Genomic DNA, 21,572 nt, shown 5'->3' on the forward strand with positions numbered 1-21,572 from the left:
GCGAGTCACCAGCTCTTACGGTGGGAAAGCCTTCGAGATGAGCGAACGCGCGCGTCACTTACTTCGGCTTGTCAGGGTGAGGCTGGATCGTCGAAGGTCAGGCCGGTGCCGGCTATGAAGCCGTTGAGGGTGTCGGGCCGGTACCGAAGACGGTGACGGCCTGCCCGTCGGGTTCGGTGACCCACCTCGCGGGGACCTGTGGGCTGAAGCCGAGCCGGTCATCGGCTTCGTCACACCCGAGAAGCTGTGCGAGACCTGGAACTTCCTGCCGATCAACATGGCCACCCGAGCGGCGGTCCACACCTCCCCCTTTGGGGGCCGCCCGGATTCGGGCCGGTACGACTTCACCCGGGACGGACTGGAGGACGCCGTCGCTGCCATGCAGCGCCTCGGCGTCGACAGCGACCGCCTGCGCGCCCCTTCCACGAGCATGAACCGTCACACTGCTGCCGGGCCGCTCCCCGCCGACCGGCTGGCCGGGCCTGTCCGACGAAGAACTAAAGACAGTCCCGGTTGTCCCGCGATGCCGATCAGAGCGGACGAATCAGCTGTCCGTGGCAATACGAACGGCGTCCGCAGACGTGAGGGCGGAGTCGTCCAGAGAGGCGAGCAGGCGCAGGCGGTCTTCGGAGTCGCTGCCGGGGCGGGCATGGTAGGTGACGAGGGTGTGTCCTCGGGTACCGGGGATCAGAAGTTTCTCATAGCGCAGTTCCAGGACACCGACCTGTGGGTGTTGCAGTCGGCTGGTGCCGGTGGCCTTGTGCTTGACGTCCTGGCGTGCCCAGAGTCTGCGGAAGCGCTCGCTGCGTACGGAGAGTTCGCCCACGATTTCGACGAGGCGCGGATCGTCGATGTCCGGTCCGGCGACGGACCGGAGGTAGGGCACGATGCGGGCGGTCATCTCATCCCAGTCGGCGTGCAGGGCGCGCAGTTCCGGTTCCAGGAAGGCGGCGAGGATGCTGTTGTGGCCGGGTGCGTTGAAGGAGGAGAGCGCGATCGCCAGGCGGTTGGCGGCGAGCACGTCCATGTACGTGCCGTGGACGTACGCGGGGGTCAGCGGCCAGATGTTGATCAGGCTACGGATGCCCTCGCCGACCTTCTCGGGACGGCGGGGGCGTCGGCGACGGGCGCTGGGGGAGGCGGCGAGCTGAACGAGGTACGCGGTGGCCTCCTCGTCCAGTTGCAGTGCGTTGGCGATGCTGACCAGGACCTGTTCGGAAGGGTGCCGGTCGCGGCCTTGTTCCAGGCGCACGTAGTAGTCGGAGCTGACCCCGGCGAGGAAGGCGACTTCTTCCCGGCGCAGGCCCGCGACACGCCGATTGCCGGTGTCGGGGATGCCCACCGCGGCGGGCTGGACGAGTTTCCTGCGGGCGCGCAGATACGTGGCCAGGGGGCCCAGGTCGCCGGTGGCTGCCATGCGTTCCAGGGTACGCAGCCGCTGCCCCGTCCGGGTGGCCCTGCCAGTCCCAGTCTCAGCCGGTCCTGGGCGGCCCCGCCACAGCTGCCGCACAGTGGCAGAGCACGGCCGAAATCGACAGAACCAGTCGATGAGCGGGTCTCCGCGGATGCGGCGGAGCAGGTGAGGTCGTGCTTCCGTAGCCACCTCCCGACCGAGGAGCACTCGTGTCTGAGCTTTTCCGTGGTCCCTTCGACCGCCACTCGACCGCTTCGCAGGTGATCGACGGTGTCGATCTGTCCGGCAAGCGTGCCGTGATCACCGGCGCCACCTCCGGCATCGGAGTGGAGACCGCCCGTGCGCTGGCGTCCGCCGGCGCCGATGTCACACTCGCGGTCCGGCGGCCCGATGCCGGGGAGGAGATCGCAGCCGACCTGAGGGCCAAAACCGGCAACGACGCCATTGGCGTCGCCCGGCTGGACGTGGCGGACCTGGACTCGGTGAAGGCGTTCTGCGCCGACTGGGCCGGCCCCCTGCACATCTTGGTCAACAATGCCGGGATCATGATGCTGCCCGCGCTGGAGCGGGGCACCGGCGGTCACGAGCAGCAGTTCGCCACCAACTACCTGGGCCACTTCGCCCTGGCCCTGGGCCTGCACAGGGCACTTGTCGAGGCGGACGGTGCGCGCATGGTGACTGTCTCCTCCAGCGGGCACCTGTTCTCCCCCGTCGTCTTCGACGACCTCGACTACCGCTTCCGCCCCTACGACGCGCTCGGCGCCTACGGCCAGTCCAAGACCGCAGAGGTGCTCCTCGCCGTCGAGGCGGACCGGCGCTGGGCGGGTGAGGGCGTCAGGGCGAACGCGCTGCACCCCGGGGCGATCGCGACCAACCTTCAGCGGCACACCGGCGGGCTGAGGACGCCCGAGCCCTACCGCAAGACCATCGAGCAGGGTGCGGCCACCTCCGTCTTCCTCGCGGCCTCCCCGCTGGTCGAGGGCGTCGGCGGCCGCTACTTCGAAGACGTCAACGAAGCCCCGCAGGTGACCGCACGGCCGACGGAACTGGGTGTGCCGGGGGTGGCCGCCTACGCACTCGATGCCGCGAACGCCGAGCGCCTGTGGGACCTCAGCACCACCACCCTGCGCTGACCTGCGCCATGAGACCCAGCAGAGATCGAGAACAGAGGACCATGAGGAACATCAGCAAAGTCGGCTTCATCGGGCTCGGCGACCAGGGCGGGCCCATGGCCGAGGCGATCGGCGAACACGGCTTCGAGCTGCACGTTTGGGCGCGCCGGCCGGCCTCGCTGGCCGCCGTGGCGGCAGTGCCCCACGTCGTACACGACACGGTCGCCGATCTGGCAGCCTCCGTCGAACTCATCGGCCTCTGCCTGCGCGACGACACGGACATCTGGAACCTGCTCGACGACCGGCGTCTCCTGGCGAACACCAGGCCAGGCACGATCATCGTCAACCACGGCACAGGTGACCCCACCGAGGCCGAGCGGATCGGCGCCCACGTCGCCGACTCGGGCGCGGTCTATCTCGACGCACCGGTCAGCGGCGGCAGCCCGGGCGCCCACGCCCGCACGCTCACCACCTTCGCCGGCGGACCTGCAGACACCTTCCGCACCGCACACCCGGTTCTCGAAGCCTTCAGCGACACCGTGCGGCTCATGGGGCCGGTCGGAAGCGGACAGCTCACCAAGCTGTTCAACAACGCACTGACCATCACCAACATGAAGAACGCCGAAGACGTCCTCGCTCTGGCCGCACAGGTCGGCCTCGACCTGCCCGCACTGATCGAGGCCATCGGCGCCAGCAGTGGCAGCAGCGCGGCCCTCCACGCCCTGAGCACCGACATCACCCCCAACCTGGCCGAGCATCTCCACCCACTCATGCGCAAGGACATACAGCACTTCGCGCACGCCGTACGCGAACGCGGCGCACGTCCCGACGAAGTCCTGGCCCGCGGTGAGGCCGGCGCGTCTGGACTGGTCCAAGCCACCCGCCTGCTCGCCTGGTGAGAAGTGCCGGCGGACCGGCGTCACGCGGCCGTCTGCCCGTCGGATGTGGCAGGGGCGTGCGTGAAGCTGCGGCGGGTGTCGTCAGCGGCGCGGCCCCAGCTTGTCCAAGGACGTGCCCGCCGCCCACCGCCGTAGTCGGCGGCCGTCGACGAGGTGGACATCCTGTTGCCGGGAGGCCCAGAGCACCTCGGAGCGGCTGAAGCCGCCGAGGCGGACGACGACCCGGCCGGGCCCGTCGACGCCGGGCCGGTCCGTCTCCCGCACGGACGCGGGCCAGAAAAGCCCTTCGGCGTCGGTCGCGTCGCCGTCAGTCGGAGCGGGTCTGAAGACGACGTCGAGTTCGCGGCCGTGGGGGTCCCTGGCGTACAGCCGCAGACGCCCCTTCCGCAGGCTCAGATCCGCCACCTGCCAGCCGTCGCGCTCCAGTATGCGCGCGGTGGCTTCGGCCAGCCCGCGGTCATCGAGCCGCGCGAGTTCCTCGGCGGTGTAACGGCCACCGCGTCGGCGGAGGAACGTCCGGCGCACGCGCAGGGTCACCATGGTGGCCGCGGCCAGCAGGTTGACGCCGATCACCAGGCCGGTGACCCCGAACGCGCGGTTGAGCCGGTTGAGCAGCAGGACGGGGGCGAGCAGGAGTACGCCGAGGCCGACGAAGGAGGGGAGGACGTCGCGGAGTCCGGGACCGTACCGGCCTTGCGCCCGCAGCTCGGACACGATCCGCTGACGCCGGGACCGGCGCGACTCCGCCCCGGACGGGCGCTGCCTCCGCAGGGGCGGTCGCAGCCGCCGTGAACTGGGCACGGCTCCTGATTGTGCCCGAGCCTCTGCTTCCCGAGGTGGGCGCCCCCGACGAAGGCTCCGGAGCCGAGGTATCTGACTGCGCATCAAACCCGATGCCGTTGGGGCAAAGCGCGCCCCGACCTCCCGCTCCGCGTCGCCGACCGTGGCGGCCCTCTTCACGATGTCAGCGCGTGCGTGCCGGCGCCTGTGCGCCCTCGTCGACGAGAAGTTCGGCGCCGGTCGCGGCCTGGACCTCTTGCACGGTGACGCCTGGAGCGGTTTCCACCAGGCGCAACCCCTCGGAGGTGACGTCGATGACGGCCAGATCGGTGATGACGCGGTCGACGACACGGCGGCCGGTGGCGGGAAGACTCAGCTCCGGTACGACTTTCGGGCTGCCGTCCTTGGCGACGTGCTCCATCACGACCACCAGCCGCCGGGCGCCGTGGACCAGATCCATGGCCCCGCCCATGCCCTTGACCATCTTTCCGGGGATCATCCAGTTGGCCAGGTCGCCGCGGGCGGACACCTGCATGGCCCCGAGCACCGAGACGTCGATGCGGCCGGCGCGGATCATGCCGAAGGAGAACGCCGAGTCGAAGTACGACGTCCCGGGGATGGTGGTCACCGTCTCCTTGCCCGCGTTGATCAGGTCCGGGTGTTCCTCGCCGTCGTACGGATAGGGACCCACGCCCAGAATGCCGTTCTCCGAGTGGAGCACCACGTGCACGCCGTCCGGCAGGTGATTGGGTATCAGGGTGGGCAGGCCGATGCCCAGGTTGACGTACTGACCGTCGCGCAGTTCCCTGGCAGCGCGGGCGGCGAGCTGGTCGCGGTCGAGCGGCATGGTCACTTCTCCTCGGAGGCGGCGGGCGGGACGGCTGCGTCGGTGCCGGCGGGCGCCGGGCGGACCGTGCGGCGCTCGATGCGCTTGGCCGGCGCGCCGTCCACGGCGACCACCCGGTCCACGTACACGCCCGGCAGGTGGACGGCATCAGGCGGGAGTTCGCCGGCCTGCACGATGCGTTCGGCCTCCACGACGGTCACCCGTCCCGCCATCGCGCACAGCGGGTTGAAATTGCGTGCCGCCGCGTGGAAGACGCAGTTGCCGTGCCGGTCGGCGACGGCGGCCCGCACCAGGGCGAAGTCCGCGACGATGGCCTCCTCCAGCAGATAGCGGCGCCCCTGGAACTCCCGTGTCTCCTTGGGCGGGGAGGCCACCGCGACACCGCCGTCGGGGGTGTGGCGCCAGGGCAGGCCGCCGTCCTCGACCTGCGTGCCCACCCCTGCCGGGGTGTAGAACGCGGGGATGCCGGTGCCTCCGGCCCGCAGCCGCTCGGCGAGGGTGCCCTGCGGTGTCAGCTCCACCTCCAGTTCGCCGGACAGGTACTGGCGGGCGAACTCCTTGTTCTCACCGACGTAGGAAGAGGTCATCCGGGCGATCCGGCCGGCCCGCAGCAGCAGCCCCAGCCCCCAGTCGTCCACCCCGCAGTTGTTCGACACGACCCGCAGGCCGGACGCGCTCGTCTCGGCCAGCGCGGCGATCAGCGTCGACGGGATGCCGCACAGGCCGAACCCGCCGACCGCGAGTACCGCACCGTCAGGGATGTCCGCCACTGCCTGCGCGGCCGCGGCCATCACTTTGTCCATGCCGTTTCCTTCCCCACCGGGGTCTGTTCCGTTCGTCGGTCCGGCCTGCCCCGTCGTAGGGGGCAGGACCGGGTGTTTTCACCTTTGCCTGCACCGGCGGTCACAGACCATGTGTGCCCATGACATGACTGGGCCTCGAAGAGCGGTGACCGGCAACATGCCGCCCGTCGTACGGCGCTCCTAGGGTTCCGGCAACCACGCACCGCACTCCCGTCGTCGCGTACGAGGCCGCCGTCCGGCCCAAGGCCTGCGGAACCCGGCGACGGGCGGGCGACACACCGTCAGGAGCCGATCGTCATGCGTTCCCGCCTCACGGACACCTTCAGAAGCAGATCTCTTCGCGCACTCACCCTGTTCGCCCTCGGCGCCCTGGTCGCGGGCTGTTCCTCGGCCGGCACCGCTGGCACCGCGTCCGGCAGTTCGGGCGACAGGGCCGCGCCCGTGAAGGTCGGACTGGTCTACTCCCGCAGCGGACTGCTCGCCGCCTACGGCAAGCAGTACGAGGAAGGCTTCAAGGCAGGCCTCGCCTACGCCACACACGGGACGAACAAGGCCGGCGGCCACCCGATCGAGATCACCGAACAGGACGACGCGGGCGACCCGGCGAAGGCCGTCGCAGCGGCCAAGACACTCGTGGGCAAGGGGTACAAGATCCTCGCCGGCACCACCGACTCCGGCGTGGCGCTGCAGATGGCGCCGCTGGCCGCGCAGAACAAGGTGCTGTACATCAGCGGCCCGGCGGCCACCGACGCGGTCACCGGCATCAATGCCTACACCTTCCGCTCAGGCCGGCAGTCCTACCAGGACATCCTCACCGCCGGCACCCTGCTCGGCGACGCCAAGGGCAAGAAGGTCACCGTCCTCGCCCAGAACTCCGCGTTCGGACAGGCCAACGTGGCCGCCGTGAAGGCCGTTCTGGGCAAGAAGGGCGCGCACGTCGGCTCCGTACTCGCCCCGCCCAGCGCCACGGATCTCACGCCCTTCGCCCGACAGGTCAGGGCCGGCAAGCCCGACCTGGTGTTCGTCGCCTGGGCGGGCGCCACCGCCCCCGCCCTGTGGACCGCGCTGAACCAGCAGGGCGTGCTGGACGCGAGCAAGGTCGTCACCGGACTGGCGGGCACCGCCTCGTACCCGATCTTCGGTGCGGCCGGCTCCAAGGTCTCCTTCCTCGCGCACTACTTCCCGGGCGCCGGAAGCGGCAACCCCGTGGAGAAGGCCATGCTCGACGGCATCACCAAGGCCGGCGGCACCCCCGACCTGTTCAGCCCCGACGGTTTCACCGCCGCCCAGATGATCGTGCGAGCGATCGAGAACGGCAGCGCGACCGACACCACCGCCATGGTCGAGGCACTCGAGGGCTGGAGCTTCGACGGGCCCAAGGGCAAGGAGCAGATCCGCGCGTCCGACCACGCCCTGATGCAGCCGATGTTCACGGCCCGGCTGACGGGCAGCGCCTCCGCCGCCCGTCCCGAGCTGATCGACAGCATCTCGATGACCGAGGTCGCACCACCGGCCGCGAAGACGGCGGGCTGAGCGGATGTCCTCCTCGAACACGACGTCGCCGGGCGCCGCGGGAGCCCCGGGCGCCGGGGAGGCCCGTACCTCTCCGGCGCCGGTGCTCCGGCTGCGTGACATCGGCTGGACGGTCGGCGGCGCGACCATCGTCGACTCCGTCTCCTTCGACGTCCGCGAAGGCGAGTTCCTGGCTTTCATCGGCCCCAACGGCGCGGGCAAGACCTCCCTGTTCAATCTGGTGAGCGGGCTCAGTCCCGTCTCCCGGGGCACGATCGAACTGGACGGCCGCGACATCACCGCGGACGCCGCCTACGCCCGGGCCCGGCGCGGCCTCGGGCGCACCTTCCAGACCTCCAGCCTGTGGCCGGGCATGACGGTCGCCGACCACGTGGGGCTGGCCGCCCAGGCCGCCGACGGCACGTCGTACCGCATCTGGCGCCGCGCCGAGGCCTACCCGGAGCAGGTCGAACGGGTGCTGGAACGCACCCAGCTCACGCATCGCGCCGACACCTCCGCCGAAGCCCTCTCGCACGGCGAGAAACGCAAGCTCGAACTCGCGGTCCTGCTCGTCGGCGAGCCCCGGCTGATGCTGCTGGACGAGCCGATGGCGGGCGTGAGCGCCGAAGAGGTGCCCGCGCTGACCGAACTCATCCGGTCGCTGCACAAGGAGGAGGGCCGCACCGTGCTCATGGTCGAGCACCACATGGACGTGCTGCTGGGCCTGGCCGACCGGCTGGCCGTGATGCATCACGGCACACTGCTGGCGCTGGACGCCCCGCAGGCCGTGATGGCCGACCCCACCGTGCAGCAGGCCTACCTCGGGGAGGAGCTGTGACCCCCGCCCCGGCGCCATTGCTGACCGTGCGCGACCTGCGGGTCGTGATCGGGGGCAGGCACATCCTGCACGGTGTCGACCTCGAGGTGGCCGCCTCCGGCACCACCGCGCTGCTGGGCCGCAACGGAGCCGGCAAGACGACCACCGTGCGCGGCATCCTCGGACTGGTCCCGCGCACCGGCAGCGTCCGCCTGGCGGGCGAGGAGACCGTGCACCTGCCCACCCATGCCCTGGTGCGCAGGGGCATCGGGTACGCCCCCGAGGACCGCGGTGTCTTCACCGCCCTCAGTGTGGCCGAGAACCTGCGCCTGGCCGAGCGGCCCGGTGCCGGTGAACCGGCCTACGACCTGGTGTACGAGCTGTTCCCGGAGCTGAGACGACGCGCTCGGCAGGCCGCCGGCACCCTGTCCGGCGGGCAACAGCAGATGGTCGCCATCGCACGGACCCTGCTCAACGGCAACCGGCTGATCATCGCCGATGAACCCACCAAGGGCCTGGCGCCCAAAGTGGTCACCGAGGTCGCCCAGGTGCTGGAGCACGCCGCCGAGGCGGTACCGGTCCTGCTGGTGGAGCAGAACCTCGCTCTGGTGCGCCGCCTCGCCCGCCACTGCGTCGTCCTCGCCGACGGCCGCACCGCCCACCGGGGCCCGGCCGCCGACCTGCTCGCCGACACCGAGGCGACCCGCAGGCTGCTCGGCGTCGGCAGCGCCGGCCACGCCGGCGCCACGGACACGCCCGCTCGTCCGTCCGTCCACACCGCGGCCCGACCCGCCGCCCGATCCCCGGAGGCAGACGCCTGATGTCCACCGTCGTACTGCTCACCTTCACCGGGCTCGGCCTGGGCGCCCTGTACTTCCTGGTCGCCTCCGGACTGTCCCTGATCTTCGGGCTGATGGACGTACTCAACTTCGCCCACGGCGCTCTGCTGTCCGTGGGCGCCTACGGCACCTGGTGGGCCGCCTCCGGCCACCTGCCCGGCGCCGGACCCGGTGGCGCCGGGTTCGCCCTCGCCGTCGCCTTCGGCACCGCGGTGGGGACCGTCGCCGCCGTGCTGCTCGAACTCGCCGTGATCCGACCGCTCTACACCCGCCCGCGCGAGCAGATCCTCGCCACGGTGGGCGTGGGCCTGGCCGTCCCGGCCCTGCTGTCCGCGATCTGGGGCGCCGACGCGCGGCCCTTCCCCGGGCCGAAGACACTGTCCGGGACCTTCGGCCTGCTGGGCGCCGAAGTGCCCGTCAACCGCGTCGTGCTGACCGGCGCGGCCGTGGTGGTGCTGACCGCGCTCAAGTTGTTCCTCGGCCGCACCCGGCACGGACTGGTCGTCCGCGCGGGCGTGGAGGACCGGGCCATGGTCACGGCCCTCGGCATCGACGTCCGCAAGGCCTTCACCCTGGTCTTCGCCATCGGCGGCGCGGCAGCGGCGCTGGGCGGTGCACTCGGCGGTCTCTACTTCGGCTCCGTCGATCCCGAACAGGGCACCTCGCTGCTCATCTTCGCCTTCGTGGTCGTCGTGACGGGCGGCATGGGCTCGCTCACCGGTGCCGCCGTGGCCTCGGTCGCGGTGGGCCTCGTCCAGCAGTTCGCCAACTACTACACCACCGCAGGGCTCGGCGACCTCGCCGTCGTCGTCCTGCTCGCCGTCCTGCTGCTCGTCCGGCCGCGGGGGCTCACCGGGAGGCTCGCATGACCACCGCCACCCAGCCGCGCGGCAGGGCCCGCACGGCGGACCACCCCGCCACCACCCGCTCCCGACGGCTGCGGCGCGCCGCCCGCTGGTGGCCCGCCCCGCTGCTGGTGGCGGTCTTCACCGTGCCCTACAGCGCGCTGCCGCTCCCGGGCCTCCTCGACGGCCCCATCGGCAGTCCCGGAAATCTGCAACTGCTCGCACTGTGCCTGGTGTTCGGGGCGCTGGCCACCGGCTACGACTTGCTGCTCGGCCGCACCGGACTGCTGTCCTTCGGGCACGCGCTCTACTTCGCCGCGGGCACCTACGTCACCAACACCGTCATGCTGGAGGCGGGCCTGTCCTTCGCCGTGTCCGCGCTGCTCGGTCTGCTCGCGGGCGTGGCCCTGTCCGCCGTGCTGGGCGCGGTCAGCCTTCGGGTCAGCGGCATCGGGTTCTCCATGGTGACCCTGGCCTTCGCGCAGGTCGGGTCCATCCTCGTGCAGCGCGACCCCGGAGGTGTCACCGGCGGCGAGGAGGGAAGGGCGGCTCCGGCGGAGCGGCTGCCCGCCTCACTGGTCGGCATCGAGCACACCGCCAACCTGTACTGGATCGCCCTGGCCTATCTCGTCCTGGTGCTGGTCGTCGTGCAGTGGACGGTCCGCTCGCCCATCGGCCGGGTCTGGGAGGGCATCAAGGAGAACGAACGCCGCGTGGAAGTGCTGGGCCTGCGCCCGTACGGCTTCAAACTGGCCGCCTTCGTCCTGGCGGGCACCCTGGCCGCGCTCGGTGGCATCGTGTACCTGCTGCTGACCGGTGGCGCCACCCCGCAGGCCACCACCTCCGACTTCACGCTGTCGCTCCTGGTGATGGTGGTGCTGGGCGGCTCGGGCACCCGGTGGGGTCCTCTGGTCGGCGGCATCCTCTACACCTGGGCCGACCATCGGCTCGGCGACCTGGCCGGCTCGGGAGCGGTCGCCGGGCTGCCCTCCGTGCTCCGTGTGCCGCTCTCGCAGCCGCTGTTCCTGCTCGGCGCACTGTTCGTCGCGGTGATCTACCTGCTGCCCGGTGGCGTGGTGCGGCTGCCGGCCCGGCTGAGTGCCGCCCGTACGTCCCGTGTCACCGCCGACCGCGACGAGGTCCTTCAGCCGTGACCCGTACTCCGCGGAGGGAGATGACGGCGGTCCTGCGGAGGGCGGTGACCCCGGCGTACGAGGAGTTCTGTGTGCCGGTCGGCCGGCCGGCCGGCGTGGCGGGAAGCGGAGGGCGGTGCGCCGTCGCGGTGACCACGCCGGTTCCCGTCGGGCACCATCCGTCGAGCGCCGCAACGGCGCGATGCCCTAGCGTGGCCGGTGGTCGGCGTGGGTGGGGCGTTGCGCGCGTGCGGGCCGGGCATCACGCGCCGGCGCCCGACAGCAGGTGCAGACGGAGGGCGAGTTGGAGTTCCAGGGCCTGCTCGGGGGTGTTCCAGCCGGGGCCGAGCAACGCCTGGATGCGGTCGAGCCGCTGCACGACGGTGTTCACATGGACGTGCAGTTCCTCCTTCGCCCGGGTCAGGCTCCCTCCGCAGCCGAAGTAGGCGCGCAGGGTGCGGACCAGTTGGGTGCCGCGCTGGGCGTCGTACTCCAGCAGTGGGCCCAGGACGGAGGTGACGAAACCGCCCACATCGTGGTTGTCGCCCAACAGCACGCCCAGAAAGCCGAGTTCGGCAGCGCTCGCGCCTTGCCCGTGGCGGCCGAGGATGTGCAGGGCCCGCAGACAGCGCAGGCCCTCGGTGTGCGCGTCGGCGATGTCCCGCGGCCCGGCCGCCGGTCCGGCGCCGGCCACCGTGACCGGTACGCCGGTCAGCCGGCCGAGTTGCCCGGCGGCGACGCCGGCCGCCTCGCCCGGACCGGTGCCGTCGCACGGGAGCAGCAGCACGACGGAGCCGTCGTGTTCCGCACTGACACCGCCGCAGCCGAACAGGTACTGCACGGCCGCGTCGGCGAGCCGCTGCCGGGCCGCGTCGTCGGTGTGCGCGAGGAGCAGCATGTGAGGCCGGTCGAGGTCGATGCCGAGGCGCCGGCCGCGGGCCACCAGACCGGCGGGGTCGCGGTCGGGAGCGGTGAGCAGATCGGTGATCAGGTCACCGCGGACCCGGTTCTCGGTCTCCGCGACCGAACGCCTCAGCAGGAGCAGCAGGGACGTGACGACGCCGCTCCGCTCGAACAGGCGCCGGTCGGGGCCGTCCAGATCGGGCCGCCCGTACAGGACCAGACAGCCCAGCAGTTCCTGCCCGGCCAGCACCGCGCAGACCCAGCGCCCGTCACGGAAGACCGCGTGGGCTGCCGCGTGCGAGTCCTTCGCCGCCGAGACCAGCGCTGCCGCCTCCTCGGCGCTGCCGGTGTCCTCGGGGTCCGCGGCGAACGCGCCGTCGTGCCCGCCGATCGCGGTGAGCGGCCGTCCGGAGCTGTCATGGACCGCGACCTGCCCCTTCAGCAGACCGGCCACGGCGGTGGCCACGTCGGCGACGTCACCGCCGCGCAGCACCAGATCGGTGAGCCGGTCATGTGACTCCTCGGCGCGCTGCATGGCGGCGGAATGCTCCCGGATCACGGCGTTGGCCTCGGCCAGTTCGGCCAGCGCGATCCGTGCGTCGGCCATGGCCTTGGCGGTGTCGATGGCGATGGCGGCGTGGTCGGCCAGCGAACACAGCAGAGCGACCTCGTCCGGGGCGAAGGTGCGTGGCGTACGGTCCGCGGCGAACAGCGCTCCGATGACCTGGCCGCCGCTTCCGGAGCCCAGCAGCAGCGGCACGCCGAGAATCGCGACCAGGCCCTCGTCGAGGACTCCGGCGTCGATGCTGCCGGTGTGCAGGAAGCGGTCGTCGGTGCGGTAGTCCGGGGAGGCGTAGGGGCGCGCGGTCTGTGCGACCAGGCCGCCCAGACCCTCGCCCAGCTGGAGGCGCAGGTTCTGGAACAGGTCCGACACCGAGCCGTCGGTCACTCGCATGTAGGTGTCTCCCGCTTCCTCGTCGGGCAGCGTGAGGTAGGCCGTGTCGGTGCCCAGCAGCATCCTGGCCCGCCGGACGATGGAGCGCAGCACGGCGTCGAGGTCGCGCAGGGCCGCCAGGTCGCCCGCGGTGTCGAAGAGCGCGGTCAGCTCCGCCTCCCGGCGCCGGTGCTGCCGCAGTGTGCTCTGCACCCGCAGTGCCGCTTCGGTGGCCTGTTCGATCTCCGCGAGATCCTGGACGGTGGCGCCGGCGCGGCGCGCGTCGGCGGCGACGGCGCCGAGGTCCTCGGAGGGGGCGCCGGCGGCGAGGAGTTCCAGCAGCCGGCGCAGATGAGGGGTGGCGGAGGGGTGCTTGTGCGACATGGGCGGGCAACCGTTGCGTCGTCGGTGGGCGGGGGAGTCCGAAGTGGGTGAACGGCCGAGGAGAGTCGGGGTCCTCCCGAGGGGGCAGGACTCCGACCCTCCTCGGCCGGTGAGCGGCGCGGCGCCGTCAGGCGGACGCGGCCGTCCGCCGGTCCGCGGCCGTGCGTGCGGCGGAGTCGTCCGGCTCGATCGTGGCCAGGTCCCGGCCGCGGGTCTCGCGGGCGGCGACGACAGCGATCACGGTGATCAGCGCCGCGATGCCGACGTACACCGAGATCGGGGCGGAGTTGCCGTACGAGCCGAGCAGCGCGGTGGCGATCAGCGGGGCCGGGGCGCCGGCCGCCACGGAGGAGAGCTGTGCGCCGATGGAGGCACCGGTGTAGCGCATCCGGGTGGCGAACAGTTCCGAGAAGAACGCTGCCTGGGGCGCGTACATGGCGCTGTGGAAGATCAGTCCGACGGTGACGGCCAGGACGAGGGCGGGGAAGGACTTGGTGTCCAGCAGGCCGAAGAAGGCCCACGACCACAGGCCGACGCCGACCGCTCCCACCAGGTACACCGGCTTGCGCCCCACCCGGTCGGAGAGTGCGCCGAACAGCGGGATCAGACAGAACTGCACGGCCGAGCCGATCAGCACCGCGTTCAGCGCCGTCTGCTTGGCGAGCCCCAGATGCTCGACGCAGTAGGTGAGGACGAAGGCGGTGATCACGTAGTAGGAGATGTTCTCGGCCATGCGCGCGCCCATCGCGACCAGGATGTCCCGCCAGTGGTGGCGCACGACCTCGACGAACGGCGGCTGTTCGGCCCGCTGTTCCGCCTTGCGCCGCTCGGCCTTGGCCAGCGCCTCCTTGAACAACGGGGACTCGTCGACGGACAGCCGGATCCACAGACCGATCATGACCAGCACCGCGGAGAGCAGGAACGGCACCCGCCAGCCCCAGGAGTCGAACGCGTCGTCGCTGAGCAGGGTCGTCATCAGGGAGAGCACCCCGACGGCGATCAGGTTGCCGGCCGGCGCGCCGCCCTGCGGCCAGGACGCCCAGAAGCCGCGCCGCTTCGCATCGCCGTGTTCGGACACCAGCAGTACCGCGCCGCCCCACTCGCCGCCGAGGGCGAAGCCCTGGATCAGGCGCAGGGTGGTCAGCAGCAGCGGAGCCGCGACGCCGATCGTGTCGTAGCCGGGGACACAGCCGATCAGGGCGGTCGACAGGCCCATCATCAGCAGGCTGATCACCAGGAGCTTCTTGCGGCCGAGACGGTCGCCGTAGTGGCCGAAGACCACGGCGCCGATCGGGCGGGCGGCGAAGCCGATCGCGTAGGTGAGGAAGGACAGCAGGGTGCCGGTGAGCGGGTCCGACTCGGGGAAGAACACGCGGCCGAAGACCAGGGCGGCGGCCGAACCGTAGAGGAAGTAGTCGTACCACTCGATGGTGGTGCCGATGAGACTGGCCGCGACTATCTTGCGCAGGCCGGCCGGTCTTCCGGAGGCGCCTGTGTCGTTCACGGCGTTGTGAGCGCTGGGCATGGTTGTCACCGTTTCGGATCGAGAGGGGAGCGGAACCACCGCACCGGCCGACACCGGGGGACGTAGGGGAGGGGCCGGGGGAGGTCGTTGGTGGGGTGCGCCGGCGGTGCCGGCAGCGGGTGGGACGAGGAGTGGGTGACTGCCGTCAGTGGGCCGTCCAGCCGCCGTCGAGCGGGATGGAACTGCCGGTGATGTAACCGGTGTGACCGGAGCACAGCCACAGGGCCGCCTCGGCGACCTCGGCCGGCTCGATCAGGCGCTTGATCGCGGTGCGTTCCAGGAAGACCTGGGCCATCACGTCGGTCGCCGGGATGCCGTGCGCGAGCGCCTGGTCGGCGATCTGCTCCTCCACCAGCGGTGTGCGGACATAGCCGGGACTGATGCAGTTGCTGGTCACGCCGTACGCGGCGCCCTCCAGGGCCACCACCTTGCTCAGGCCCTCCAGAGCGTGCTTCGCCGCGACGTACGCCGACTTGTAGGCGCTGGCCCGCAGACCGTGCACCGAGGAGATGTTGACGACGCGGCCCCATGACTGCGCGTACATGTGAGGCAGGGTGCGCCGCAGGATCCGGAACGGCGCCTCGACCATCACACGCTGGATCAGCGTGAAGCGCTCCGGAGGGAACTCGTGCACGGGCGCGACGTGCTGCAGACCCGCGTTGTTGACCACGATGTCGGCGTCGTCCGGCAACGCCTCCACGGCGCCGGCCTCGGCGAGGTCGGCCACGACGGCGATCCCGCCGATGGCCTCGGCCACCTCCTTCGCGGGCTCGGCCGCCCGGTCCACCACGTAGACCTGGGCGCCGGCCGCGGCGAGGCCCTCTGCGCAGGCCCGGCCGATCCCGCTGGCCGCACCGGTGACCAGGGCTTTGCGCCCGGTGAGGAATCGGGTCGAGGCCAGACCGGGCGCGGTGGTGCCACCGGGCTCGGGATGCTGGAGCGAGCCCTCGGCGGAGCTCTTGGTGCTGTCCATGGCCGAACACGGTAGGTAGGAACCATGACGTGAGACACATGGGCCGCCAACACATTTCGGCAACATCAAATGGGTTGCATCACCATGTCCGGGCGGTCGACGGCTGCTCCCGGTGACCCAGCGCACCCGAAACACCCGATTCGCGGAAGTCGACCACCCGGCCCGGCCCGTCGCATGGCACAGCGTCACCGTCGACACCATGGGCGTGCGAGCCACGCCGGCCGCCGCGTTCCTGGATGCCCTTCACATGTCCCGGTCCAGCCGGCCGGTCGTACGGTCCGCTTCCAGCAAGCCGGCAGGACAACGCGCCGGGCGCGGGCCCCGTGCCGCGCCCGGCCGGAGGGACGGGCACGGGGCGGCCCGGAGACGCTGCACCGCCGGGCGACGCGCCACGCCCGCCCTCGTTCTCTCCCCACACTCACAGGAGCCGCACGCATGCTGAAATCCATCTGGCGCGGATTCTTCCGGCGCACCGCTCTGGCCGCGGCACTGGGCGCCTTCGCCGCGGGTCTGACGGCAGTCGTCCCTCTCGCCCCGGCCGCCGCGGCCGCCGGCACCCTCCAGCAGGTCACCGACTTCGGCTCGAACCCCGGCAATCTGACGATGTACGAGTACGCGCCGGCCGATCTTCCGGCGAACGCGCCGCTGGTCGTGGCCCTGCACGGCTGCACCCAGTCGGCGAGCGACTACCACGCGCACTCCGGCTGGCAGAAGTTCGCCGATCAGTGGGGCTTCGCAGTCGTCTACCCGCAGACCGGTTCGGCCAACAACGTCCTTTCCTGCTTCAGCTGGTTCGACTCGACCAAGGACACCCGGGGCAAGGGCGAGGCGGCCTCGATCATCCAGATGATCGACACCGCCGTGGCGCAGTACGGCTCGGACCGCGGCCGGATCTTCGTCACCGGCCTGTCCGCCGGCGGCGGCATGACCGCCGACCTGCTCGCCGACTACCCGGACGTCTTCGCAGGCGGTGCCGTCGACTCCGGTCTTCCCGCGCAGTGCGCCCCCACGCAGATCGCCGCGTCCGGCTGCCAGTACGGCAGCCAGAACCTCACCCCGAAGCAGTGGGGCGACAAGGTCCGCAACTCCTACCCCGGCTACACCGGTCCCTGGCCGCGGGTCGCGATCTGGCAGGGCACCTCCGACACCACCGTCGCTCCCGTCAACGGCACCGAGCTGCGCGACCAGTGGACCGACGTCTGGGGCACCGGGCAGACGGCCTCCAGCACCCGCAACCTGACCGGCGGGACCACGGAGAGCATCTACAACGACAGCACCGGCGCGCCCGCCGTCGCCCTGTTCTCGGTCTCCGGCATGGCCCACGGCCTCGCGGTGAACCCCGGCTCGGGCGCCGACCAGTGCGGCAGCACCGGGACCTACTACCTGAACTACATCTGCTCCAGCTACCACACCGCCAAGTTCTGGGGCCTGGACGGCAGCGGCGGCCAGGGCGGAACGGGTTCCCTGCCCGCCCCGTCCGGACTTGCGGTGACCGGCACCACCGACACCGGCGCGTCGCTGACCTGGAACCCCGTCAGCGGTGCCGCCTCGTACAACGTCTACCGCAACGGGACGAAGGTCGGCTCCGCGACGGGCACGATGTACACCGACGGCGGCCTGTCCGCCGCGACGTCCTACAGCTACACCGTCGCCGCGGTCGACTCCTCCGGCGCCGTCGGCGCGTCGTCCGCACCGGTCACGGCGACGACGACCGGCTCCGCGCCCAAGTGCTACACCGACAACAACTACAACCAGGTGCGCGCCGGACGCGCCCACCAGAGCCTCGGCTACACCTTCGCCAACGGCTCGAACCAGAACATGGGCCTGTACAACGTCGCCGTCGTCCACACGTTGAAGGAGACCTCCCCGGGATACTTCGTCATCGCCGACACCGGCTGCTGAACCGGTGGGGGACCGTGCCTGCGCCGGGAGCGACGAGCCCGGCGCAGGCAACGCCACCAAGTCCTCGGCGACCACCACATCGCTGGGCGACGGGCGTGGCCGACGCCGGTTGGCGCGGACGGCGCGCTCCTGGCGAGAACGGAAACGCCGCGAGCGGCGGACGATCCGTCACGGAGTACGGAGTACGGAGTACGGGGCCCGAGCCCGGAACGCGGCTCTGCGGCACCGCTCCTGACCACGGGTCCAAGCGGCGCGCGATCGGCGCGTGTCGGTGAACGGCCGGCGAACGTCTGCCACCGATCAGGCAGAACTCCTTGTACGACGTGGTCTACGCGCGTATCTTGACGCCGACTTGAACCGTCGCACCCCCCCATATCTCCGCCGCGCCTCTGACACAACTGCTCCCGCGAGAAAGAGTCTCACGTGACACGCATACCCCCGGCCCTGCGCGGCCGAGGTGCCAAGGCCCTCCTCGTCGCGCTGCCCGTCGGCCTCACCGGGTCGCTCGTCGCGCTTCCCTTCACCGCGCAGGCCGAGCCCTCCGCGGACGCCGTCATCTCCGAGGTGTACGGCGGAGGCGGCAACTCCGGTGCCTCGTACACGAACGACTTCGTCGAACTGGGCAATGGCGCCACCGCCCCCTTCGACCTCGAGGGCTGGTCCGTGCAGTACCTGTCCGGATCGCCCACCGCGAACAGCAAGTGGCAGGTCACGCCGCTCACCGGCGCCATCCCCGCGGGCGGTACCTACCTGGTCCAGGAGGCCAAGGGATCCGGCGGCGACACGGCGCTGCCGACGCCCGACGCCTCCGGCACGATCTCCATGTCGGCGGCCAACGGCACCGTGGCACTGGTCCACTCGACGACTCCGCTGACCTGCCTGACCGCCGCCGACTGCGTGGCGGACGGCACCGTCAAGGACCTGGTCGGCTTCGGTACCGCCGTGGTCCGTGAGGGATCCCCCGCCACGGGAGCCGGCAACACCACCTCCGTCTCGCGCGACACGAAGCTCACCGACACCGACGACAACGCGGCCGACCTCACGGGCGCCGCACCGAGCCCCCACAACACCGAGGGCGGCGGCTCCGGCGACCCGTCACCCTCGCCCACCCCCACGTCCACCTCGACCCCCGGTAGTCTGCGCATCCACGACATCCAGGGCACCGGCCGGATCTCCCCGCAGAACGGCAAGGCCGTCACCAATGTGCCCGGTGTGGTGACGGGTGTGCGCAGCACCGGCTCGAAGGGCTACTGGATCCAGGACCCCGAAGCGGACGGCGACCCGGCCACCAGCGAGGGCCTGTTCGTCTTCACGGGCTCCGCCACGCCTCTGGTCAAGGTCGGGGACTCCGTGCTCGTCTCGGGCAAGGTGAGCGAGTACTACCCCGGTGGCAAGAGCGGTGGCGCGCAGTCCGTCACCGAACTGACCGGCCCCACGGCCGCCGTGCTCTCGACGGGCAACGCGGTGCCTGCCGCCGAGGTGATCGACTCCTCGACGCTGCCGGACGCCTACGCCCCGCAGGCACAGGGCGGAAGCATCGAGTCCCTGGAACTGCGGCCAGACGCCTACGCGCTGGACTGGCTGGAGGCCCACGAGGGCATGCTCGTGCAGATCGGCGACTCCCGCGTGGTCGGTGCCACCAACGCCTACAACGAGACGTGGATCACCACCAAGCCCGCCCAGAACCCGACTCCGCGCGGCGGCACCGTCGTCACCGGCTACGACGATCCCAACTCCGGGCGGCTGCTGGTGACCTCGCTGACCGGCGACCAGCTCAAGGCCGACGTGGGCGACACCCTCGCCGGCACCACCAGGGGCCCCGTCGACTACTCCAACTACGGCGGCTACAACATCCAGGCGACCGCGCTCGGCACGATCGAGCCGGGCGGACTCACGCCGCAGGTGGCGAGCAAGGGCAAGTCCAACGAACTGTCCGTGGCCACCTACAACGTCGAGAACCTCGACCCGACCGACCCGCAGAGCAAGTTCGACCGGCTGGCCGAGGGCGTCGTCACCAACCTGGCGACCCCGGACATCGTCAGCCTGGAGGAGATCCAGGACGACAACGGCCCCAAGGACGACGGCACGGTCACGTCCGGCGCGACCGTCTCCCGGTTCATCGACGCCATCAAGGCAGCCGGCGGCCCGACGTACGACTGGCGCGCCATCGACCCGGTCAACGACTCCGACGGCGGCGAGCCCGGCGGCAACATCCGCAACGTCTTCCTCTTCAACCCGCAGCGGGTCACCTTCGTGGACCGGCCGGGCGGTGACTCCACCACGGCCGTCGAAGCCGTCCGTGACGGCAAGAAGGGCGTACGGCTCTCGGTCTCCCCGGGGCGGATCGACCCGACGTCGGACGCCTGGACGAGCAGCCGCAAGCCGCTGGTCGGCGAGTTCCGTTTCCGCGGCAAGCAGGTCTTCGTCGTCGGGAACCACTTCAACTCCAAGGGTGGCGACCAGCCGGTGCACGGCGCCTTCCAGCCGCCGACGCTCGGCTCCGAGACCCAGCGCACGGCCCAGGCGAAGGAGGTCAACACCTTCGTGTCGAGCCTGCTCGCCAAGGACCGGAAGGCCAAGGTCGTCGTCCTCGGTGACCTGAACGACTACCAGTTCTCCAAGCCGCTGGCCGAGCTCACCTCCGGCGGTGTCCTCACCGACCTGATCAACACGCTGCCGGTGAACGAGCGCTACAGCTACGTCTACGACGGCAACTCCCAGACGCTGGACCACATCCTGGTCTCACCCGCCGTCAAGAAGCCCCACTACCAGGTGGTGCACATCAACTCCGAGTTCTCGGACCAGACGAGCGACCACGACCCGCAGGTGGTCCGCTTCAAGTAGGCGGCACGCTCCGCCGTCAGGAGCGCCGGTGTGCCGTGCACGCGACCGTGTGCACGGCACACCTGTATCGGGGCCGTGGTACCCCACCGCGCCGGCCTCCGGCCCTCGCCGGCTGCGCGATCTCTCATGTCGTGGACCGTCATCCGGCCGCATACCGGGGCGGTGTCATTCCGTCCCCTGCCGTGCACCGCCACAGCCTGACCCACCCGCGGGCACCGCGCACTCCCTTGCTGAACCCGTCCGACGTGGTCATTGCCGCTTCCCGCACCGTGGTCGGTCGAGGCCCAAGCGACCTGCTGACTGCGATGCGGAAACGCGTGGCCCTCGAGGCGCGTATTTCCCCGGAGTGACCGAAACGGCGCTGTTGTGCCGACTCCTGCGCATACTCAGACAAGTACGGCGGGCAGAGTCCTTTCATACGGCAGCCGACGAGGGGGAGTTGGATGTCACTGGACTTGGCGACCACCGTCACCACCGTGGGGGGAGTGGCCGCCGCGCTGATCGGCGTGGTGGCAGGTGCGGTGCTCAGCAGCCGCAGCGACCGGATGCACTGGGCACGTGACAAGCAGATCGCCGCCTGCTCGGCGATCGTCGCCGAGTCCACCCGTGTCCAGCTCGCTCTGCTCCGGGCCTGGAAACACGGTGATCCTGTGGACTGGGTGCCCTGGAACGTCGCCCTGGGAACCATCTGGCTCGTCGGCAGTCCCGCTGTGGTCGAGGCCGCGGCACGCGTCGACGAGGTGTTCTGGGAATGCAGCGACCAGTTCATCCGGCAAACCGTCTCTGATGAAGACGTCTGGGACGAGGCCAGGGACCGCATGGAAGCCGCGCGGCTGCGGTTCATCAACGCGGCACGCCGCTACGTCGATCCCCAAGGCGCACGCCTCACCCAAGCGCCCGTCAGCAGGCCTGCCCGACCGCGCATCGCCGGACACCACACGGCCCCGGGCCCCGACGGTACCCCAACACCCGATACCGCATGAATCTCGTGGGCCGTCCGGAGTTCGGCGAGGGTGTGCCGAAGGCCGGTGTCGGCAGTGGGTGTTGCTGTCGGTGCCGGCCTTGGGGGTGTGGGGGTGTTGTTGGGGTGTCTGGGGTCAGTAGGC

General features: G+C 71.1%; 17 protein-coding genes and 1 pseudogene. 10 read left to right on the top strand and 8 right to left on the bottom strand.

The window, feature by feature from the left end:
- Positions 1-145: 145 nt before the first annotated feature.
- Together ACWDUZ_RS15990 and ACWDUZ_RS15995 are read right to left on the bottom strand one after the other, a co-directional pair.
- Positions 146-306 (bottom strand): annotated as a pseudogene (locus tag ACWDUZ_RS15990) (helix-turn-helix domain-containing protein); the annotation flags it as partial.
- Positions 307-544: 238 nt separating this feature from the next.
- Positions 545-1,417 (bottom strand): helix-turn-helix transcriptional regulator, encoded by an 873-nt coding sequence (locus ACWDUZ_RS15995; protein ID WP_451632403.1) that lies wholly within the window; start codon positions 1,415-1,417, stop codon positions 545-547.
- 206 nt (positions 1,418-1,623) lie between these two features.
- Between ACWDUZ_RS15995 and ACWDUZ_RS16000 the strand changes: the two genes are divergently transcribed.
- Both ACWDUZ_RS16000 and ACWDUZ_RS16005 read left to right on the top strand, forming a co-directional pair.
- Positions 1,624-2,547, top strand: coding sequence for an SDR family NAD(P)-dependent oxidoreductase (locus ACWDUZ_RS16000; protein ID WP_451632404.1), 924 nt, complete (start codon positions 1,624-1,626; stop codon positions 2,545-2,547).
- Positions 2,548-2,588: 41 nt separating this feature from the next.
- On the top strand, positions 2,589-3,425 hold the full coding sequence (locus tag ACWDUZ_RS16005; protein WP_451632405.1) for an NAD(P)-dependent oxidoreductase: 837 nt from the start codon (positions 2,589-2,591) through the stop codon (positions 3,423-3,425).
- 81 nt (positions 3,426-3,506) lie between these two features.
- Here the strand turns inward: ACWDUZ_RS16005 and ACWDUZ_RS16010 are convergent, their stop codons facing one another.
- From ACWDUZ_RS16010 to ACWDUZ_RS16020, 3 genes are all read right to left on the bottom strand, one after another.
- Positions 3,507-4,226 (bottom strand): hypothetical protein, encoded by a 720-nt coding sequence (locus ACWDUZ_RS16010; RefSeq protein WP_451632406.1) that lies wholly within the window; start codon positions 4,224-4,226, stop codon positions 3,507-3,509.
- 163 nt (positions 4,227-4,389) lie between these two features.
- On the bottom strand, positions 4,390-5,052 hold the full coding sequence (locus tag ACWDUZ_RS16015; RefSeq protein ID WP_451632407.1) for a CoA transferase subunit B: 663 nt from the start codon (positions 5,050-5,052) through the stop codon (positions 4,390-4,392).
- A gap of 2 nt (positions 5,053-5,054) precedes the next feature.
- On the bottom strand, positions 5,055-5,855 hold the full coding sequence (locus ACWDUZ_RS16020; protein WP_451632408.1) for a CoA transferase subunit A: 801 nt from the start codon (positions 5,853-5,855) through the stop codon (positions 5,055-5,057).
- Positions 5,856-6,152: 297 nt separating this feature from the next.
- Between ACWDUZ_RS16020 and ACWDUZ_RS16025 the strand changes: the two genes are divergently transcribed.
- Genes ACWDUZ_RS16025 through ACWDUZ_RS16045 form a run of 5 tightly spaced genes read left to right on the top strand, consistent with a single transcriptional unit; the run spans position 6,153 to position 11,022 of the window.
- The gene (locus ACWDUZ_RS16025) at positions 6,153-7,388 is read left to right on the top strand and encodes a substrate-binding domain-containing protein (RefSeq protein WP_451632409.1); all 1,236 of its coding nucleotides are present in this window, start codon (positions 6,153-6,155) and stop codon (positions 7,386-7,388) included.
- A 4-nt stretch (positions 7,389-7,392) separates the two neighbouring features.
- Positions 7,393-8,205, top strand: a complete 813-nt coding sequence (locus ACWDUZ_RS16030) for an ABC transporter ATP-binding protein (protein ID WP_451632410.1) — start codon at positions 7,393-7,395, stop codon at positions 8,203-8,205.
- Positions 8,202-9,005, top strand: coding sequence for an ABC transporter ATP-binding protein (locus ACWDUZ_RS16035; RefSeq protein WP_451632411.1), 804 nt, complete (start codon positions 8,202-8,204; stop codon positions 9,003-9,005). The genes ACWDUZ_RS16030 and ACWDUZ_RS16035 overlap by 4 nt, the downstream gene beginning before the upstream one ends.
- Positions 9,005-9,892 carry a branched-chain amino acid ABC transporter permease gene (locus ACWDUZ_RS16040; RefSeq protein WP_451632412.1) on the top strand — a complete coding sequence of 296 codons (888 nt, stop codon included), beginning with the start codon at positions 9,005-9,007 and terminating at the stop codon, positions 9,890-9,892. Before ACWDUZ_RS16035 ends, ACWDUZ_RS16040 begins: the two co-directional genes overlap by 1 nt.
- Complete coding sequence (locus ACWDUZ_RS16045) at positions 9,889-11,022, top strand: branched-chain amino acid ABC transporter permease (protein WP_451632413.1); 1,134 nt, start codon at positions 9,889-9,891, stop codon at positions 11,020-11,022. Before ACWDUZ_RS16040 ends, ACWDUZ_RS16045 begins: the two co-directional genes overlap by 4 nt.
- A gap of 241 nt (positions 11,023-11,263) precedes the next feature.
- Here ACWDUZ_RS16045 and ACWDUZ_RS16050 read toward each other — a convergent pair whose 3' ends face one another.
- The 3 genes from ACWDUZ_RS16050 to ACWDUZ_RS16060 all read right to left on the bottom strand — a co-directional run bounded on the left by ACWDUZ_RS16050 (position 11,264) and on the right by ACWDUZ_RS16060 (position 15,720).
- The gene (locus ACWDUZ_RS16050) at positions 11,264-13,222 is read right to left on the bottom strand and encodes a helix-turn-helix domain-containing protein (protein WP_451632414.1); all 1,959 of its coding nucleotides are present in this window, start codon (positions 13,220-13,222) and stop codon (positions 11,264-11,266) included.
- Positions 13,223-13,349: 127 nt separating this feature from the next.
- Positions 13,350-14,747 carry an MFS transporter gene (locus ACWDUZ_RS16055; RefSeq protein ID WP_451632415.1) on the bottom strand — a complete coding sequence of 466 codons (1,398 nt, stop codon included), beginning with the start codon at positions 14,745-14,747 and terminating at the stop codon, positions 13,350-13,352.
- Between the two features lie 145 nt (positions 14,748-14,892).
- A complete protein-coding gene (locus tag ACWDUZ_RS16060) occupies positions 14,893-15,720 on the bottom strand; it encodes a 3-hydroxybutyrate dehydrogenase (RefSeq protein WP_451632416.1) in 828 nt (275 codons plus the stop codon).
- Between the two features lie 435 nt (positions 15,721-16,155).
- On the opposite strand from ACWDUZ_RS16060, the gene ACWDUZ_RS16065 reads away from it, so the two are divergent.
- The 3 genes from ACWDUZ_RS16065 (at position 16,156) to ACWDUZ_RS16075 (ending at position 21,449) form a co-directional block, all read left to right on the top strand.
- Entirely contained in the window at positions 16,156-17,622 is a 1,467-nt protein-coding gene (locus tag ACWDUZ_RS16065) for an extracellular catalytic domain type 1 short-chain-length polyhydroxyalkanoate depolymerase (RefSeq protein WP_451632417.1), read from the top strand.
- Positions 17,623-18,045: 423 nt separating this feature from the next.
- A complete protein-coding gene (locus ACWDUZ_RS16070; protein WP_451632418.1) occupies positions 18,046-20,466 on the top strand; it encodes a lamin tail domain-containing protein in 2,421 nt (806 codons plus the stop codon).
- Positions 20,467-20,921: 455 nt separating this feature from the next.
- On the top strand, positions 20,922-21,449 hold the full coding sequence (locus ACWDUZ_RS16075) for a hypothetical protein (RefSeq protein ID WP_451632419.1): 528 nt from the start codon (positions 20,922-20,924) through the stop codon (positions 21,447-21,449).
- Positions 21,450-21,572 lie beyond the last annotated feature (123 nt).

Source organism: Streptomyces sp. NPDC003393, assembly GCF_053589015.1.